This window comes from Pseudonocardia bannensis (assembly GCF_012911875.1).
GTDB lineage: Bacteria > Actinomycetota > Actinomycetes > Mycobacteriales > Pseudonocardiaceae > Pseudonocardia > Pseudonocardia bannensis.
In genome coordinates this window covers 14,699-32,465 of the sequence record NZ_JAAXKZ010000062.1, presented here as the reverse complement: position 1 = coordinate 32,465, position 17,767 = coordinate 14,699, and the positions used below count along the sequence as shown (strand labels likewise).

Annotated in this window: 15 protein-coding genes; 10 read left to right on the top strand and 5 right to left on the bottom strand. The window is 71.6% G+C overall.

The features are described 5' to 3' along the window. Nucleotides 1-46 precede the first annotated feature (46 nt). A complete protein-coding gene (locus HF519_RS17155; RefSeq protein ID WP_281358553.1) occupies nucleotides 47-820 on the bottom strand; it encodes a PAS domain-containing protein in 774 nt (257 codons plus the stop codon). A gap of 150 nt (nucleotides 821-970) precedes the next feature. Here HF519_RS17155 and HF519_RS17150 point away from each other — a divergent pair, with 150 nt between their 5' ends. Further along, on the top strand, nucleotides 971-2,722 hold the full coding sequence (locus HF519_RS17150) for a PucR family transcriptional regulator (RefSeq protein ID WP_169413965.1): 1,752 nt from the start codon (nucleotides 971-973) through the stop codon (nucleotides 2,720-2,722). A 159-nt stretch (nucleotides 2,723-2,881) separates the two neighbouring features. Here the strand turns inward: HF519_RS17150 and HF519_RS17145 are convergent, their stop codons facing one another. From HF519_RS17145 to HF519_RS17135, 3 genes are all read right to left on the bottom strand, one after another. Then, nucleotides 2,882-4,321: a sensor histidine kinase gene (locus tag HF519_RS17145; protein ID WP_169413964.1), complete on the bottom strand. Its 1,440-nt coding sequence runs from the start codon at nucleotides 4,319-4,321 to the stop codon at nucleotides 2,882-2,884. A 187-nt stretch (nucleotides 4,322-4,508) separates the two neighbouring features. Next, on the bottom strand, nucleotides 4,509-4,709 hold the full coding sequence (locus HF519_RS17140; RefSeq protein WP_169413963.1) for a hypothetical protein: 201 nt from the start codon (nucleotides 4,707-4,709) through the stop codon (nucleotides 4,509-4,511). Nucleotides 4,710-4,870: 161 nt separating this feature from the next. Further along, complete coding sequence (locus HF519_RS17135; protein ID WP_312860159.1) at nucleotides 4,871-5,677, bottom strand: oxygenase MpaB family protein; 807 nt, start codon at nucleotides 5,675-5,677, stop codon at nucleotides 4,871-4,873. A 465-nt stretch (nucleotides 5,678-6,142) separates the two neighbouring features. Between HF519_RS17135 and HF519_RS17130 the strand changes: the two genes are divergently transcribed. The 7 genes from HF519_RS17130 (at nucleotide 6,143) to HF519_RS17100 (ending at nucleotide 14,345) form a co-directional block, all read left to right on the top strand. Continuing rightward, entirely contained in the window at nucleotides 6,143-7,933 is a 1,791-nt protein-coding gene (locus HF519_RS17130) for a DUF3556 domain-containing protein (protein ID WP_169413961.1), read from the top strand. Further along, complete coding sequence (locus tag HF519_RS17125; RefSeq protein ID WP_169413960.1) at nucleotides 7,930-9,360, top strand: phytoene desaturase family protein; 1,431 nt, start codon at nucleotides 7,930-7,932, stop codon at nucleotides 9,358-9,360. Before HF519_RS17130 ends, HF519_RS17125 begins: the two co-directional genes overlap by 4 nt. Continuing rightward, complete coding sequence (locus tag HF519_RS17120) at nucleotides 9,357-10,664, top strand: PucR family transcriptional regulator (protein ID WP_169413959.1); 1,308 nt, start codon at nucleotides 9,357-9,359, stop codon at nucleotides 10,662-10,664. The genes HF519_RS17125 and HF519_RS17120 overlap by 4 nt, the downstream gene beginning before the upstream one ends. 131 nt (nucleotides 10,665-10,795) lie before the next feature. Beyond that, nucleotides 10,796-11,329 (top strand): GvpU-like protein, encoded by a 534-nt coding sequence (locus HF519_RS17115; protein WP_169413958.1) that lies wholly within the window; start codon nucleotides 10,796-10,798, stop codon nucleotides 11,327-11,329. Nucleotides 11,330-11,505: 176 nt separating this feature from the next. Further along, entirely contained in the window at nucleotides 11,506-12,099 is a 594-nt protein-coding gene (locus tag HF519_RS17110) for an RNA polymerase sigma factor (protein ID WP_312860158.1), read from the top strand. A gap of 65 nt (nucleotides 12,100-12,164) precedes the next feature. After that, nucleotides 12,165-12,581 carry a cupredoxin domain-containing protein gene (locus HF519_RS17105; protein WP_312860157.1) on the top strand — a complete coding sequence of 139 codons (417 nt, stop codon included), beginning with the start codon at nucleotides 12,165-12,167 and terminating at the stop codon, nucleotides 12,579-12,581. Nucleotides 12,582-13,670: 1,089 nt separating this feature from the next. Next, a complete protein-coding gene (locus HF519_RS17100; RefSeq protein ID WP_169413956.1) occupies nucleotides 13,671-14,345 on the top strand; it encodes a hypothetical protein in 675 nt (224 codons plus the stop codon). 104 nt (nucleotides 14,346-14,449) lie between these two features. On the opposite strand, the gene HF519_RS17095 is transcribed toward HF519_RS17100, so the two are convergent. After that, the gene (locus HF519_RS17095; protein WP_169413955.1) at nucleotides 14,450-14,830 is read right to left on the bottom strand and encodes a hypothetical protein; all 381 of its coding nucleotides are present in this window, start codon (nucleotides 14,828-14,830) and stop codon (nucleotides 14,450-14,452) included. Nucleotides 14,831-15,022: 192 nt separating this feature from the next. On the opposite strand from HF519_RS17095, the gene HF519_RS17090 reads away from it, so the two are divergent. Continuing rightward, nucleotides 15,023-15,454 (top strand): Fur family transcriptional regulator, encoded by a 432-nt coding sequence (locus HF519_RS17090; protein WP_169413954.1) that lies wholly within the window; start codon nucleotides 15,023-15,025, stop codon nucleotides 15,452-15,454. A gap of 64 nt (nucleotides 15,455-15,518) precedes the next feature. Beyond that, nucleotides 15,519-17,720, top strand: coding sequence for a catalase/peroxidase HPI (katG, locus tag HF519_RS17085; RefSeq protein ID WP_169413968.1), 2,202 nt, complete (start codon nucleotides 15,519-15,521; stop codon nucleotides 17,718-17,720). Nucleotides 17,721-17,767: the final 47 nt, after the last annotated feature.

Below are 17,767 nucleotides of genomic sequence, written 5' to 3'. Positions count from 1 at the left end.
CCCCCGGCCCGCGCGCAACCGTCCGTCCTCCCGCCCGACCTGCCCTTCAAGGCAGCCCACGCTCCCGGCGCTCGGTGATGTCGACGGCGATCCCGAACATGAGTTGTGCGTCACCGCCCGCCTCGTCGACCAGCCGCGCGATTGCGCGGATCCACCGGATACGACCGTTCTCGTGCACGATGCGGAAATCGTCCGAGAATTCCTCACCCGATTGCAGGCTCCGCTGGATCCCCGCATCCACGATGTGCCGCTCCTCGGGATGGATGTGGCCCAGGAAATCCTGGTAGTCGATGGGTAGCTGATCGGGTAGGTCGAACATCCGATACAGTTCATCCGACCATGTGAGTACATTGTCGGAAATGTCCCATTCCCAGGTGCCGACGAGCACCGGCGGCCCCGGGTCGGGGCTGTCCGCGTCACTCAGTGTGGTCCCGCTCCAGTAGCGGAGCTCGGCGTCGGGAAACGAGCGGAAATTCCAGCGTCCCCACCTGTAGCTGCCGTTCCGGCAGAGCATCCGCACCACGTGCCCGGTGCTCACACCGGCATCGTCGAACCGGGTCTGTTCGATGATCTCGACCGCGCGGTGCTGATCGTCGGGATGCAGGAAAGCCCAGGACGGAAGGCTCGTCAGCTCGCCCGCGCTCCAACCGAGCGCGTCGCAGAAGGCTGGATTGACCATCGTGAAGTACCCGTCGTAGTTCCCGACGGCCAGCATGGCCGGGGCGCGCTGCCAGAAGAGGAGCAGGTCCTCGGCGCTCGGGGGCCGGTCGGGTGGCCGGCGGGCTGCGGGTGTCTCCGGCGGGTCTGTGGAATCTTTCATGACGGTGCCTCGACGCGTGTGGAATGTCCGGCACGACGCCGGACAACTGGACGCTCATCCGGTCCGGATCCCCTGGGCGTGCCTGCCGGACGGTGGGAGGCAAGAAAGATTACGCCCGCCGCGAGAATCGACCCGACCTACAATCGGGGCATGGAGAACGGGCCCGAAATCGGGCCGGGAGTCCGTTCAGAGACCACCACCGATCCCCGCCCGAGCGGGCCGGCTGATCGTGCCACGGCCCGCGAGCACCTGTCGGCGCTGCGCGCCCTCCTCGCGCTGTCGGTGGTGATGGCCGATCGTGACGAGGAGGAGATCCTCCGCATCGCGCTCGACAGCGTCGGCTCGGTGAGCCCCTGCGAGGCCTGCGCCGGCTACCTGGCGGACGAGGGGCAGCTGGTCGCGCGATCTCCGACCGGCACGATGCCCGGCTCCGTGCTCGACGCGCAGGTCGCCGCCCTGGCCGGAGAGGACGGACCGGCCACGGTCGCCGATCACGACTGGGCCCGGGCCTACGCACTGTCGAGCACGAGCGGCCTGCGCGGCTACCTGGTCATCGGATCGGCGCAGCAGCCGTCGGCCGACGAGCAGTTCCTGCTCAGGGTGCTCGCGCAGCAGGCGGGGGCGGGCCTCGCCGCCGCCGCCCTGCGTCGTCGGGAGCATGAGCACGTGCGGCAGCATCGGTCGGTCGCCGAGCAGCTCGCCCGGTCGGTCGCCGAGCTGCAGGAGCACGCGAGGATCCACGACGAGCTCGCCCGCGGAGCGGCGGCCGCGGACAGCGAGAAGGGCATCGCGGCGGCGGTGCACCGGCTCACCGGGTTGCCGGCGATCGTGGAGGACCGGTTCGGGAACCTGCGGGCCTGGGCCGGGCCGGGCGAGCCCAAGCCCTACCCCAAGCCTTCCAGCCGATCTCGCACCGACACGGTGCGCCGGGCTCAGCGGGCGGGCGGGCCGGTCCGTGACCGGGACCGCCTCCTCGCGCTCGCCCAGCCGGGCAGCGAGGTCCTCGGCACGATCGCCCTGCTCGACCCCGAGGGCGCGGCCACGCCCACGCAGGTGCTGACCCTGAAACAGGCGGCCACGGTACTCGGCACCGAACTGGCCCACCAGCGTGGTCTGGACGAGGTGGAACTGCGCCTGCGCCGCGACCTGATCGACGATCTCCTGAACGGTACGAGGTCGGACACCGACGAGGCCGGTGCCGTCGCCCGCGCGCGGGCGCTGGGGCACGACCTGCACGCACCGCACCGCGTCGTGGTCATCAGGGCGCAGGACCGGGACCCCGATCAGGTGACGACGGCTGCCGAGCGGGCCGCTGCCACGCTCGACATGAAATCCCTGATCACGACGCGCTCGGACATGGTGGTGCTGCTCGCGCAGCGGCCATCGGCCTGGGGGGACCGCCTCCCGTGGCCGCAGCTGCATGCGGCCGTGAGCCGGCACATACGCTCGGCGACCGCGGTGACCATCGGCGTCGGCGGCGTCTACGAGCATCCCGGCGACGCGGCGCGCTCCTGGCAGGAGGCCCTCCACGCCCTGGACGTCCGGCTGAAGTCCCGCCGCCCGGACGGCGTGACGGTCTGGGACGACCTGGGCATCTACCGCATCCTCACCGCCGCGAAGGACGACGATCAGGTCGACGGTTTCATCCGCGAGTGGCTCGGCCCGCTGCTGGACTACGACGCCACCCACGACACGGAGCTGGTGAAGACGCTCGCGGCGTACCTGGAGAGCGGAGGCAACTACGACGAGGCGGCCGAGGAGCTGGTCGTCCACCGCAGCACGTTGCGCTACCGGCTCAAGCGCATCCGGCAGATCACCGGCCTGCGCCTGACCGAGGCGGACAACCGGCTCAACCTGCATCTGGCGACCCGGGCCTGGGCGCTGCTCGAGCGACCTCCCTGAGCGGCGGGCCCCCTGCCGCAGACGCCGAACGGGTAGGTCACGCGGGAGGACGGCGGCCTCGAGGCCGGCGCGAGACCCTGGCCCTCGGTGTCGAGGGCAAGCTCGCGTTGTGGCCGGCGTTGATCGATGTGGTGCCGGCCTACACCGGTCCGAGTCCCCTCACGAATCGCGGGTGGATCGGTGCGACGACCGCGCCGCCCCGGGGGCCGGCTCGCCTTCGCGCCGGTCGGCGAGGGTTGCGGCGGCCTGCGCCATCACGTGCTCGCCGCCGTCGACGGTGATGCGTGCCGGCACCCGCACGTACGCCCGGGTGCCACCCCCGTGGCGGGGCTCGACGGTGAACACACCGCCGAGGGCGTCCACCCGGTCGGTGAGCAGCCGGAGCCCCAGGTGGCCCTCGGCGCGCCGGTCCAGCCCCTCGGCGGTGACGCCGATGCCGTCGTCGTCGACGGTGAGCACGATGTCGCCGGGATGGACGGGTTCAGGGCCCAGCCGGACGGTCACGGTGTCGGCGCAGGCGTGCTTCCCGACGTTGGCGATGACCTCCCGCGCCACCCGGTAGAGCGCGGCGGCGACCGCATCGTCGAGCTCGGGCAGCGGTTCGATCCGCACGGTGGGCGTCACCCCGTGGTCGCGCAGGCGCTCGGCGAGGTCACGGACGGCGCCGGCCAGACCGGCGCGGCTGAGGTCGGGCGGGTAGATGTCGATCATGAGACGCTGGAGTTGTTCGAGCGAGACGCGCACCGCGGAGCCGACGGCGTCCAGGACGGGGCGGCGGTGTTCGGGGACCTCACGGAGCAGTGCGTCGATGGCGTAGCCGGCTCCGGCGAGGTCCTGGACGACCCCGTCGTTCAGGTCGGCGGCGATCTGGCGGCGCTCGCGATCCGACGCGGACAGCGTGGTCTCCAGCAGGTACGACCGGTGGGCCTCGTGCCGGCGTACCCGGCGGGCGAGCGACACCGTGATCGGGATCTGCACCACCTGAAGCAGCACCAGCGCACCGACGGCGAGGGGCACCAGCCTGGCCGCGAGCACGGCGGTGTGCCGGTCGAGCCGCTCGGCGCCGTAGTAGGCCTCGAACGCGAGCGGGGGTTGTCCGGGCAGCCGTAACGGCACGTAGACCTCGACCGAGCGGCCCGTCCCGGTCCCGCCGGGAGCGGTCATCGAGTGCCGGTCGATGCTGGAGCTGACCTGCCCGCGCTCGATCGCCGCGGTCGCCTCGGCCGGGACGGGCTCGACCCGGCCGATCAGCGCGGGGTCGCTGGCGTAGAGGACGGTCCCGTCGCCGCGCCAGACGATGAGCTCGGAGAACAGCCCGTCGCGCAACCGGTTCGCGACGGCCTCGTCGAGCTTCGCGCGCTGGGTCCGGTCTCCGGCCAGTACATCGGGCAGCAGCGGGGCCACCACCCCTTCGCCGATCCGCCGGGTGGTGTGCTCGGCGTCCTGGAAGGCCTCCGCCTGCGCAGCCTGCCGGGCGTAGAAGACCGCACCCACGGAGACCGCGGCCAGCGTGACGACGGCGACCAGGACGAACACCAGGACATCCCGGCGCACGCGGGCACCGGCGCCGGAAGGCCGCCGGCGACGGGTCAGGCTCATCTCAGTGCTCGTCGGCCGCGTCGGCGGGCCGTTCCATGCGTACCCCTGTCTCTGGTGTTCAGAGCCTGGGGTCGGCCGGCAGGTGCAGAGCGTTACCCGCGCCGCCCCGGCGGAGGCGACGGCGCACCAGGGTGCGGTGGGCGGTGCCTCGCGCCGCTGCCGCCGCGTCAGACCGGGTGCAGGGTGATCAGCCGGATGCCCAGCACTCCACCGGAAACTCGTAGCGGCTCCGCAGAGCCCGCCGGACCCATCCGTCGAGCCGGGTGACCCCGACCCGTACCCCTGCCTCCGCCGCCGGTTCGACGCAGAGGACGAACACGCCCACCGCGGCCCAGTAGGCGATGTCGGCGACAACGGCCTCCACCTCGCTGCGAGACAACCGAGTCACGACACGCCCTCTCCTCGGGGGCTCCGTGTGTGCCCCGTGGCCGGTCGACGCCGCGGTGCCGGGCGTCCGGGACGGACCATAGAAGAGGCGGGACGAGCTCTCCTGCCTCAGCGAGGTGGTGCTAGTACCCCCAACCTGGGTCGATGCGCGAGAGCGCGGCATCACCTGCGTGCGGCGCGCACGAGCCGCCGCGCCTCCTGGATCTCCGGGGGTGCCGGCACGTCCGGCAACACGTCCGTCGCCGCGCGCAGGGCGCGCAGCGCGAGCGACACCCCGAGGTCCGTGGTCGGCAGGCCGGGGAGCCCGTAGCAGCGGCGGGCCCAGCGGGGCAGCGTCGCGACGGCCAGGGCCGAGATCGCCGAGATCAGCAGCTTCGCCTGGACCGGCGCCTGCCCCCGCGGGGCGAGCAGGTTGCCGACCGCGCGGCGGGCCTCGTCACACACGTACAGCTCGGGACGTACGCCGATGAAGTACTCGTGCAGTTCGGCCCTCGACGAGGGCACCCGGGCCGGGTCGAGGCCGATCACCTCCGCCGACCGGACGCTCTCGGCGACGTAGGTGTCCGCCTCCGCGTCGTCGACGATCCCGGCGCGCCGGGCCACGTCCACATACGAGTCGATCTCGCCGCAGTGCACCCAGAGCAGACCGGTCGGCTCGTCGATCCGGAACTCGCACCCGGTGTCCGGGTCGTAGCCGCGCAGCCGGCTGTGCAGCGCACGGACCCGCGCTGCGGCGGCCTCGACATCCGCGGTGGCACCGAAGGTCCGCGTGCCCACGAACTCGACCGTCCGCTGGAACCGCGGCCATGCCTTCTTCGGGTCGAACAGCGCCGAGTTCTGGTAGGTCCCGCGCATCACCCGCGGGTGCAGCGACTGCAGCAGCAGCGCCCGCATCCCGGCTACCCACATGACCGGTTCGAGGTGGACCCGCCACGTGACCGACCGGGGCCCGAACAGTCCGTGATCCACCTGACGATCCACCTGACGATCCACCTGACGATCCACCTGACGATCCACCTGGCCCATGCATCCAGGACACCACCGGCCGGTCACTCCCGCGAGTCGACCGGTCCAGGAGCAGCCGCGCCGGCCGTGCTCACCGTCGGCGGCCCGGGGGCGCTGACCGCGCACGCCACACCACCGGGTGAGGGCCGGGTGCCGCCGGGTGATTCCGCACTGTTCCGCGCCGTGGCTGACCAGGCCCTTCGTGCGGAGCGCACGAAACCCTGCGGCCGATTCGTGGCCTTACCACGTGGAGGGGATCCGCGCCCCGTGACTACCGTCTCGGAGCACGAATTAGATGCGATGCCGATTTCGCCGTCCCGATGCCCGCCCGCGTCTCCCCGCTGACGGGCGACCGCCTGTGGGTCGATTTCTTCTCTTGTTCTGTACGTCCGGCAGTCGGGCGTGCCCGAAACCGATCGGAGAACCAACGTGGGTTTTCTGTCCGCAGATCTACCCGAGGTCGACCTGGCGACCTGGAAGGATCGGCCGCATCTCGAGCGGATGAAAGTACTGTCCCGGCACTGGGTCGAATACGGCTTCGGCACCCCTTGGGCCATCCACGTCATCTATGTGGTGAAGATCGGGCTCTATGTTCTCGGCGGCCTGTTCTTCGCCGCCACCACGCCCGGCATCGGGTCGATCTGGGACGTGGCGTCGTGGTGGTCCGAACCGATCCTGTTCCAGAAGGCGCTCGTGTGGACCCTGCTGTTCGAGGTGCTGGGCCTGGGCGCGTCCTCCGGGCCGCTGGCCTTCCGGTTCACCCCGCCGCTGGGTGGGTTCCTCTACTGGCTGCGGCCCGGCACCATCCGGCTTCCGCCGTGGCCGGGACGTAACCCGTTGGCGGGCGGGTCGACACGCACCGTCTTCGACGTGCTGCTGTACGCCGGAATCATCGCGTCCGCGCTGACCCTGCTGCTGTCGGCCGGGGTGCCGAAGGCGGGGGCCCCGGAGGGCACCGTCGGTCTGCTCGACCCGACGCTGCTGTTCGTCCTGATCGGGATCATCGCCGTCGCCGGTCTGCGCGACCGTATGCTGTTCCTCGCCAGCCGCGGTGAGCAGTACTGGGTCCTGTGCATCATGTTCGCGGTGCTGCCCTTCGTCGACATGATCGTCGGCGCGAAGTTGCTCATGTGCGTGGTGTGGTGGGCCGCCGCCACCTCCAAGCTCGGCCGGCACTTCACCTTCGTGGTGTGCGCGATGACCACCAACGCGCCGCTCGTCCGCTCGAAGCGGTTCCGCCGCGCGCTCTACCGCAACTACCCCGAGGACCTGCGTCCCTCGAAGAGGGCCGCGGTGCTCGCGCACTCGGGCACGGTCATCGAGTACGGCGTCCCGCTGGTCCTGCTGTTCTCGGTAAACCAGTACGTCACCCTGGGCGCGGTCGCGATCATGGCGATCTTCCACTTCTACATCACGCTGAACTTCCCGCTGGCCGTGCCGCTGGAGTGGAACATCTTCTACATCTTCGCGACGGCCTGGTTGTTCCTCGGCCATCCCGCCGCGGACTTCGGCATCTGGTCGATGAGCTCGCCGTGGCTCGCCGCCGGCCTGCTGGTGGCGCTGGCGTTCTTCCCGGTGCTGGGCAACCTGCGCCCGGACCTGGTCTCGTTCCTGCCGTCGATGCGGTACTACGCGGGTAACTGGGCGACGACGATGTGGGCGTTCCGGCGGGGGACCGGCGACGAGAACGGCGCCGAGCACCGGCTCAACACCCACGTCGTCAAATCCGCGCCGAACCAGGTCGACCAGCTCACCGCGATGTACGGCAACGAGGTCGCCGAGCTGATGCTGCAGAAGGCCGTCGCGTGGCGGTCGATGCACAGCCACGGCCGGACGCTGAACACCCTGATGTGGAACCACCTCGACTCGCTGGAGAACTACGACATCCGCGAGGGCGAGTTCGTCGCGGGTACCCTGCTCGGGTGGCAGTTCGGCGACGGCCACCTGCACGACGAGCAGTTCATCGCTGCCGTTCAGCAGCGGTGCGGCTACGGTCCGGGCGAGGTGGTCGTCGTGATCCTCGAGTCCCAGCCGATCCACCGCATGCGTCAGCAGTACCGTGTCGTCGATCTTGCGTTGGGTGAGATCGAACGCGGCAGCGTGGAGGTCCGAGACATGATCGCCCACCAGCCGTGGCTGGAGAACGGCCCGATCCCGGTGCAGGTCGAGAGCTCGGCCGCCATCGGCCGCCGGTCGCTGCGGGAGCCCGACCCGGCATGACGGCTCAGGCGATCGTGGTGGGGTCCGGCCCGAACGGGCTGGCCGCCGCCGTCACACTGGCGCGGCGCGGGCTGGACGTCACGGTGCTGGAGGCCGCCGACTCGATCGGCGGCGGGACCCGGACGTCCGAGCTGACACTGCCCGGACTCCTGCACGACGACTGTTCCGCGTTCCACCCCACAGGGGTCGCGTCGCCGTTCCTGCGGTCGCTGCACCTGGAGGAGCACGGCCTGCGCTGGCTGTGGCCCGAGATCGACCTCGCGCACCCGCTGGACGGCGGAGGCGCCGGCGTCATGGTCCGGTCCCTCGACCGCACGGTCGAGGGGCTGGGCCCCGACGGGCCGGCCTGGCGGCGGTTGTTCGGACCGCTCACCGAGGGGTTCGACGACCTGATCGGCGAGGTGTTCCGGCCGATCGTGCACGTTCCCCGGCACCCGCTGCGGCTCGCGCGGTTCGGACTGCCGGCACTGGCTCCGGCCACCGTGCTGGCGCGGATCTGGCGCACCGACGAGGCCCGCGCGCTGTTCGGCGGGGTCGCGGCACACATGTTCCACCCGCTTGACCGGCCGCTCACCTCGTCGGTCGGGTTGATGCTCATCGCGGCCGGCCACGCGTACGGCTGGCCGGTCGCGGAGGGCGGTTCCCGGGCGATCGCCGACGCCATGGCCGCGCTGCTCCACGCGCTCGGGGGCAAGATCGAGACCGGGGTCCTGGTGGACTCCGCGGCACAGCTGGCGGGGGCGGACGTCGTGATGTTCGACCTCGCCCCCTCCGCGATCGCCCGGATCGTGGGCGACCGGCTGCCCCGGCGGGTGGAGCGCGCCTACCGGCGCTTCCGCCACGGCCCGGGCGCGTTCAAGGTCGACCTCGCGGTGCGCGAGGGACTGCCGTGGACCAACCCGGACTGCCGCCGCGCCGGAACCGTGCACCTCGGCGGCACCCTGGAGGAGACGGCGGCCGCGGAGCGGGCCATCAGCGCCGGGCTGATGCCGGCGCGCCCCTTCGTCCTGGTCGGGCAGCAGTACCTCGCCGACCCGAGCCGTTCGGTCGACGACGTGCATCCCATCTGGGCGTACGGCCACGTGCCCCACGGCTTCACCGGCGACGCCACCGAGGTGATCATCGACCAGATCGAGCGCTTCGCACCGGGAACCAGGGAGCGCATCGTGGCCCGCTCGGTCCGCCCGACCACCGAGCTCGCGCGGTACAACCTCAACTACGTCGGCGGCGACATCAGCACGGGTGCGAACGACCCGATCCAGGTCGCGATGCGGCCACGGTTCGCCCTGGACCCGTACGCCACCGGGATCCCCGGCATGTACCTGTGCTCGGCCGCCACCCCACCGGGCGCCGGCGTGCACGGCATGAGTGGTCACAACGCCGCCACCTCCGCCCTGCGGGAGCTCGAGAGGTCCGGCGGCGCATGAGCGAGCCCGTCGACCCGGACGCGTTGCGCCGGATCGCGGAGACCCTGCTCCCGCGGCGCGACCGGTTCATCGACGAACTGGTCGAGGCGACGAAGCAGGAGATCCCCGCGCTCAACCACGACGACCGGCTGCACGGGCTCCTGCACGCCAGCATCGCCGAGAACACGACCCTTCTCGTGGAGATGCTCCGCGACGGCGCCGACCCGCAGGCCACCCGGGCCCCGGCGGGCGCGCTGGGGTACGCGCGCCGGCTCGCGCAGTCCGACGTGTCGCTCTCGGCGCTGCTGCGGGCCTACCGCATCGGTCAGGCCCGCTTCACCACACTGTGTCTGCAGGTCGCGGCCCGGCCCGAGCTCGCGGGCGGGATGCCGTCGCTGACCGTCCTGGTCGACGGGGTGGCGACCTTCATCGACCGGGTCTGCGAGGACGTCGCGAAGGCGTATGAACAGGAGCGCGAGCGCTGGGTCAGCACCCGCAGCGGGTTGCGTCAGCACTGGGTGAGCCGGTTGCTCGCCGGGAGCGTGCAGGAGGTGCAACGGGCCGAGGCCGTACTGGAGTACCGGCTGGACGCCACCCACCTCGCGGTCGAGGTGTGGATCGACGATCCGCTGGCACCGGACGAGGCGCTCAACGTGTTCGTCCGGACCGAGCACGTCCTGCGCGGCGCCGTGAGCTCTCGCTCCGACGGCCTGGTGGTCCCCACCGGTGACCGCGAGGTACGGATGTGGTTCGCCGTGGACCCGGACCGGAACGTGGACGCCGCGGTGATCGCCGAGGCGCTGCGGCGGGCCCGGTTGCCGGGCCGGGTCGCCCTCGGAGCCCCGGCCACCGGGGTCGACGGCTTCCGCCGCACGCACCGGCTGGCGGCGCGCACCAAACTCCTCGCTCTCTCGGCCGGCCGCCCGGACTCGAAGGTCCTGCTGTTCGAGCAGGTCGCACCCGTCGCACTGCTGGCTGCCGGCGACGAGGTCGAGATCCGCGCCTTCGTCGCGGCCACCCTGGGAACCCTGGGTGTCGACGACACCCGCCGGGCGGGACTTCGCGAGACCTTGCAGGTCTTCCTGGAGAGCAATCGCAGCTACGCCCGCACCGCGCAGGTGATGATGCTGCACCGCAACACCGTGCACTACCGGGTGCAGCAGGCGGCCAAGGAGTGCCGCCGCTCGTTCGACGACAGCCCGCTCGACGTGCTGCTCGCCCTCGCGGCGTGTCGCTGGCTCGGCGAAGCGGTCCTCGCCCCGGCCGACTCCGCACCGGTGTCCCCACGGACGGCGCCGCTCGTACGCCACCGGTCCGGCCGCTGACCGATCGAGGATGGGCGGCAACCAGGAGCCGTTGACCATCCGCCGCCGAATGGGGGCCGGTCACCGGGTCACTGAATCGTTCTCGTATCGGAGACTTCCGGGGACGCCCACAGGACCCACGAGGGAGCACCGTGACCCGCCGCGACGTTCCCGAGCTCGATGAGACGCTGGCAGCCCTGGTCGAAGCCATCGACACGATGACTCCGCCGAGGAGCGAAGGCCCCGGTGTCATCCTGACGCTGAGCGGGCTCGTCGTGAGCGGCAGGGTGATCCCGCGCTGGCAGTGGTTCGACGAGGTCGAGCACGCCTCGCGCGCCGCCTTCACGGTGCACACCGGCGGTTCCATCGACGACGAGCACGGTGGTTGGGCGAGCCTGTTCAAGGACGTCAGCGCATCCTTGATGCAGGACCACGACGACTACGCGGCCGCGAAGGACGCGTTCCGGTCCCTCCCCGAGCGGTACCAGCGGCGGCTGGCCCCCATCGAGCCGACGAGCTTCATCCATCTCCGGCACGCCCGGGTCTTCTCCGCCCGAGGCCGCGGGATACCCGGTAACGGGATGCACTGGCGCGGCCGGCTCTCCGAGGTCGCGGGGTGGTCCTTCGGGCTGCTGGAAGCGGATCCGCCGGCCGATGTGATCGAGGATCCAGGCCACCACATGTAGGAATCCCCGGGGCCGCTCGTCGTCTGCGATGACGGTTACGGCGCATTCCTCTCCCGGACGGCGTGCTTGCGTCGGGCCCGCACCTGGTGATGACCATCGATCCCGGGCAGCCTGGGCTGCACCGGACGACACGCCCGCTGGGATGGGGGTGAGCGATGGCGCGTCGATCCCGTTCCGTGGGCGAACCATCGGGACGACCGGACGGGCAGGGGCACGGGCAGTTCCCGCCCGCTCCGCGGGCGCCGGGATCCCAGCCGGCACGGGCCGCCGGCTGGAGGGTCTACGCCGACTGGCAGGCGGTCTACCGGGACAACGTGGATCGGGTGTATCGGCTGATGTACGCGAAGGTCGGTAACAGGCCCGATGCCGAGGACCTCACGGCCGACGTGTTCGTCGCCGCGCTGCGTCCGCTGCGGGTTTCCGCGAGCGTCCCCGAGGTGCGGGCGTACCTGTCCGCCGCGGCGAGGACCGCCCTGGCCAGGCACTGGCGGCGGGCCCTGAACTGCCCCGTCGTCACCCTCGACGAGGAGCAACCGGCGCTGACGCCCATCCCGCCCGAACCAGGGGCCTCCGCCGCGCGCGCCCGGGTCCAGGCCATCCTCGGCGCGCTGACCGAACGGCACCGGCGCGTTCTCGAACTGCGCTTTCTCGGTTCCTGCTCGCTGAAGGAGACCGCTGCCGAACTGGGCGTCAGCGTCGCGAATGCGAAGGTGCTGCAGCACCGGGCCCTGCGCCGGGCCTGCGAGGTGGCGGAGGGGATGGACGCGTAACCCGGCCGCCTATCCCTGGGTGAGGTTCCGTCTCCGGGATCTGCCGTCCCACAGGGGAGGTCGTTGTGGAACCCTTCGCACGGATGCGTCCGTACCTGGGCGCGCTGTCGGCCGTGGTCGCGCTGACCGCGCTCACCGGCTGTGGCGCGCCGTCCACCGGCCCGGCCGCCGCACCACACGCAGAACACCAGGTGTCGATGCCGATGGCCGGTGCGGAGGTGGCCGTCAGGCCGGTCGCGACCGCCACCGTGTCGATCGCGAACTTCGCGTTCGCCCCGGCGGCCATCACGGTCAAGGCAGGCACCACGGTCACCTGGACGAACAACGACTCCGCCCCGCACGATGTCCGCGGCGGGCCACTGCAGTCACCGACCCTGAACAAGGGCGGCACCTTCAGCCACACCTTCGCGACACCGGGGACCTTCCGCTACATCTGCTCGATCCACCCCTCGATGACCGGCACGGTGACGGTCACGGCATGACATCCGGCACGACCGCTGTGGAAGAGGGCCCCTGAGTTACGTCTCCGCAGCTCAGGGGTCTTGATCGTGATCGGTGCCAGTTCGGTCGCGCACCCTCGTCGCTGAACGCTGCGCCGAACGGGGCCGGTCTGGTCGCTGTCGAGGTGAGCATCATCTGCCCTCGGCCGGTCCGCGAGCCGCATTCGCCCGACGTACCGCGTCCCCCCGTTCCTGCCGGTTGACAACGCCCCGACGATCCGAATCGAGGGCCGTGGGCGCCGTCGATGAGGGGAGCCGGGCCGCGATCCGGCAGCCACGGTGTGCCGATGTCCGGTGTGGACGGCACTGCCGCGCCGCCGGCGCTGCCGGCGTAGGCGCCCGAGGGCCCCCGGGGTGCTCATCCTGCGCAGTCCCGTCGACGGCCCGGTCGTGCGGCGGGCCCGGGTGGTCGGGCCGTGGGCCCACCTGCCGAAGTCCGGCGAGCGTCCCCCCGTTTTGGGGGGTACCGAGGCCCCTCCTCTGAAGCTCGACGCGTGGTCGTCCCGGCGCGAGGCTGCCCCCACCAGCGAACCGACGGCGCGAAGGGGAGCCGATGGGGTCTTCGTCCAGCCGGCGGCCCGGGACGTCGGTGTCTTCGCCGCCCGGTCTCCGGGAGCCGGTTGCCGCTGAGCTCGTTCTCCGGCCGGCCCGGCCGCTGGAGCTCCGCGCGCCACCGCCCCTCCCGACGCCCCGCTCTGCTGTGGAGGAGCCATGGGCCGGGCTCGACGCGGGGCTGGGCCGGGATCCTCGGCTCGAGATTCTCCGGGAGGTGCCGAAGCGGATCTGGTGGGTTGCCGGTAACGGCGACATCGTCTGCCGGGGTTCTGCACCGATCAGCGTGTTCGGCGCGCTCGATCGGCGCCGGTACACCGTCGATCTCGCCGCAGGCCAGGGCCGATCGCCCGCCTGCTACCGGCACCCGCCGGCCATCGAGGCACTGTCGCCGTCGTCGTCGGCCTGGGGCTGGCCGCCGCGACCGGCGGGTCGCCGCACACGTCGACGACGGCGGGCGGTGCTGCGCAAGGGGAGCACGCGGGCGCTGCAGCGGCGCGGGACCCGACGCTCGACTTCGTGTACCCGCCGGCCGATCCGGGTCGGCTGCTGCCGGGCCCGCTCGGTGAGCCGGTGGAGGAGCCGGTGTCGGGGGAGTCCGCCGCGGTGGAGCCGCCGCCGGGGGAGCCTGTCGCGGGGGAGCCGGCAGCCGAACCGGTGCCGGGGGAGCCTGTCGCGGGGGAGCCCGTGCTGAAGGAGCCCGGCCCCACGGACCCGAATCCCGCTCCGGTGGGTGTCCCGGCGACGCCGCCCCCGGCGTCCACCCCACCTGCCTCTGTCCCGACGACGCCGCCCGAGGCCTCGGGCCCGCCCTCCGCCGCGGAGGTGCTGGGCCTGGGGAGGGAGGCGCTCGTGCCGGTGGGCAAGCCGGACGGCGATCTGCCGGAGGCGTTCGTGGGAACGGGACTCGGGTTGTGGACCGGTGGCACCGGTACGCCCGTGGTCCTCGTGCTCGGGACCGAGCACAAGGCCGGCGCCGTCCTGGCGGTCCGGGGGCGGGAGGCGTCCCGGCCGCTCGTCCTGTTCTACGGGGACAACCGGTATCACGACCATGTCCTCGGCGACCCACACGTACTCACCCGCGCCGAGGCAGTGGACCTGCTCGCGGCCACCCGAGCGCCGGTCGTCCTTCTGCTGGGGTTGACCGCGGACACCGTGACGGTGGTGGAGGCGGCGGTGGTGGGGACTCGGTGATCGACCACTCGGCATCGCCGGGTGAAGGCGGCGATACGGGAGGAGGCCGACGGGACCTCGCGGTGATCGATCGATGCCGGCACCGCATCGACAGCTGCTGGTGGTCACAGCACGACGACGAGAGATGCGCCGGCCGCGTAAGCGCTGAGCTGCACGACTCGGCTCGAGGAGCCGAGTTGGTAGACGATGCTGGCGCGCGGCGTTCCCGACCGGTCGTCGAACTCCACGAAGAGCGGGACCGGCACGAGCCCGAAGCCCCGCGCTCGCCCTGCCGACCAGCTTCTCGCGTCGGTGTGGCAGACCCGAGTGATCAGCGCGTGCTGGGCACGGTCGAGGTCGTTGTGGATCGCGCCGGGGGCCTTCGTACAGCTGAGCGGAGTGCGGCATACGGCCGTCGCGGAGCTGGTGGGGCCCGGCCCGCCGGGCGCGCCGAGGCTGATCGAGATCGCCACGACGGCCAGGATGATCCGGAAGACGCCGGCCACGATGGGCCGGTACATCCGCTTGTGCCGGGGCCCTCAGAGGGGTCCAGGCGGGCGCTGTCGCCGGCCGCGAGGCGTTCGGCCAGCAGTACCTTTGGTAGCCGGGCCGTCACGTTGCGTGCGCTCCCCCGCCCACAGGAGATCGGAAGCCACCGATTCTTGATTGATTCCAGAAAATAGGCCAGACTGCTCAGCGTGTCGATCACTTCGGACTTCGAGCGCATGTTGCGCGGGGCCGCTCTGCGTGTGACGCGCCCTCGGGTAGCGGTGCTGTCCGCGGTGCACGACCATCCGCACGCCGACACGGACTCGATCATCGGTGTCGTGCGTGAGGATCTCGGTGAGGTGTCCCACCAGGCCGTCTACGACGTGTTGCGCGCGCTGACTGCCGCGGGTCTGCTGCGGCGCATCCAGCCGCCGGGCTCCGTCGCGCGCTACGAGTCGCGGGTCGGGGACAACCACCACCACGTCGTATGCCGGTCGTGCGGTGCCATCGCCGACGTCGACTGCGCCGTCGGTACCGCTCCCTGCCTGACCGCGTCCGACGCCCACGGCTTCGAGATCGACGAGGCCGAGGTCGTCTACCGGGGCCTGTGCCCCAGCTGCTCCACCGCAATCAGTTCCTGAGCACACGCTCCGATCCCCGGAAGGAATCCCCGTGACCGACGAGCACGTCACAGTCGAGAAGAAGATGGACGAGGAGGAAGCAGGTGGGTGCCCGGTCTCGGCCGGTCGTCTCAACCACCCGACCGAGGGCGGCAGCAACCAGAGCTGGTGGCCGAACCAGCTCAACCTGAAGATCCTCCGCAAGCACTCCGCCGTCGCGAACCCGATGGACGCGGACTTCGACTATGCCGCGGAGTTCAAGACCCTCGACCTGGACGAGCTGGCCAGGGACGTCGACGCTCTGCTGACGGACTCGCAGGACTGGTGGCCGGCCGACTTCGGCCACTACGGGCCGTTCATGGTCCGGATGGCGTGGCACAGCGCCGGCACGTACCGCGTCGACGACGGCCGCGGCGGTGCGGGTGCCGGCATGCAGCGCTTCGCCCCGCTGAACAGCTGGCCGGACAACGGCAACCTCGACAAGGCGCGCCGGCTGCTGTGGCCGGTGAAGAAGAAGTACGGCCGCAAGATCTCGTGGGCCGACCTGATGATCTTCGCGGGCAACCGCGCCCTGGAAACCATGGGCTTCAAGACCTTCGGGTTCGCCGGCGGCCGCGCCGACGTCTGGGAGCCGGACGAGGACGTCTACTGGGGCCCGGAGCGCACCTGGCTCGGCGACGAGCGCTACACCGGTGACCGCGAGCTCGAGAAGCCGCTCGGCGCGGTCCAGATGGGCCTCATCTACGTCAACCCGGAGGGCCCGAACGGCACCCCGGACCCGCTCGCCTCGGCCCGCGACATCCGCGAGACGTTCGGCCGGATGGCGATGAACGACGAGGAGACCGTCGCGCTGATCGCCGGCGGGCACACCTTCGGCAAGACGCACGGCGCGGCCGACCCGGACAAGTACGTCGGAGCCGAGCCCGAGGGCGCCCCCCTCGAGGAGCAGGGCCTGGGCTGGAAGCAGAGCTACGGCAGCGGCAAGGGCCGGGACGTCATCACCAGCGGACTCGAGGTCACCTGGACGTCCACGCCCACGAAGTGGAGCAACGGCTTCTTCGACAACCTGTTCGGCTACGAGTGGGAGCTGACGAAGAGCCCCGCCGGGGCCTACCAGTGGCAGCCGAAGGACGGGGCCGGCGCCAACACCGTGCCGGACCCCGAGGACGGCTCGCTGACCCGCCCCCCGACCATGCTCACGTCGGACATCGCGCTGCGGGTCGACCCGGTCTACGAGCAGATCTCGCGGCGCTTCCACGAGAACCCGGACCAGTTCGCCGACGCGTTCGCCCGGGCCTGGTACAAGCTGACGCACCGCGACATGGGCCCGATCCAGCGCTACCTCGGGCCGCTCGTCCCGCAGGAGGAGCTGCTCTGGCAGGACCCCGTCCCGGCCGTGGACCACGAGCTGGTGGACGCCGGCGACGTCGCCGCGCTCAAGCAGAAGATCCTCGACTCGGGTCTGACGGTCTCGCAGCTCGTCGCCACTGCGTGGGCGGCCGCCTCCTCGTTCCGCATCAGTGACAAGCGCGGCGGGGCGAACGGCGGGCGCATCCGCCTCGAGCCGCAGCGCAGCTGGGAGGTCAACGACCCCGACCAGCTGGCGCAGGTGCTGCGCACGCTGGAGGGCGTCCAGGCCGACTTCAACGGCTCGGCGACCGGCGGCAAGAAGATCTCGCTGGCCGACCTCGTCGTGCTCGGCGGCGTCGCCGCGGTCGAGAAGGCCGCGAAGGACGCCGGCCACGCGGTCGAGGTGCCGTTCACCCCGGGGCGGACCGACGCGTCGCAGGAGCAGACCGACGTGGACTCCTTCGCGCCCCTCGAGCCGACCGCCGACGGCTTCCGCAACTACCGCGGCAAGGGGCACCGCCTGCCCGGCGAGTACCTGCTCGTCGACCGGGCGAACCTGCTCGACCTGAGCGCGCCGGAGATGACCGTCCTGGTGGGCGGCCTGCGCGTGCTGGGTGCGAACACCGGGCAGTCCACGGTGGGCGTCCTCACCGACAAGCCCGGCACGTTGACCAACGACTTCTTCACCAACCTGCTCGACATGGGCACGGAGTGGAAGTCGGTGGCCGGCGACGACGACGCCTTCGAAGGCCGCGACCGCGCCACCGGTGAGGTCAAGTGGACCGGCAGCCGCGTCGACCTCGTCTTCGGCTCGAACTCCGAGCTGCGGGCCGTCGCGGAGGTCTACGCGAGCGACGACGCGCAGCAGAAGTTCGTGCGCGACTTCGTGGCCGCGTGGGACAAGGTCATGAACCTCGACCGGTACGACCTCGTCTGATCCCGATGTCCAGGCCGGCCGCTCGCCGGCCGGCCTGGACATCCTCG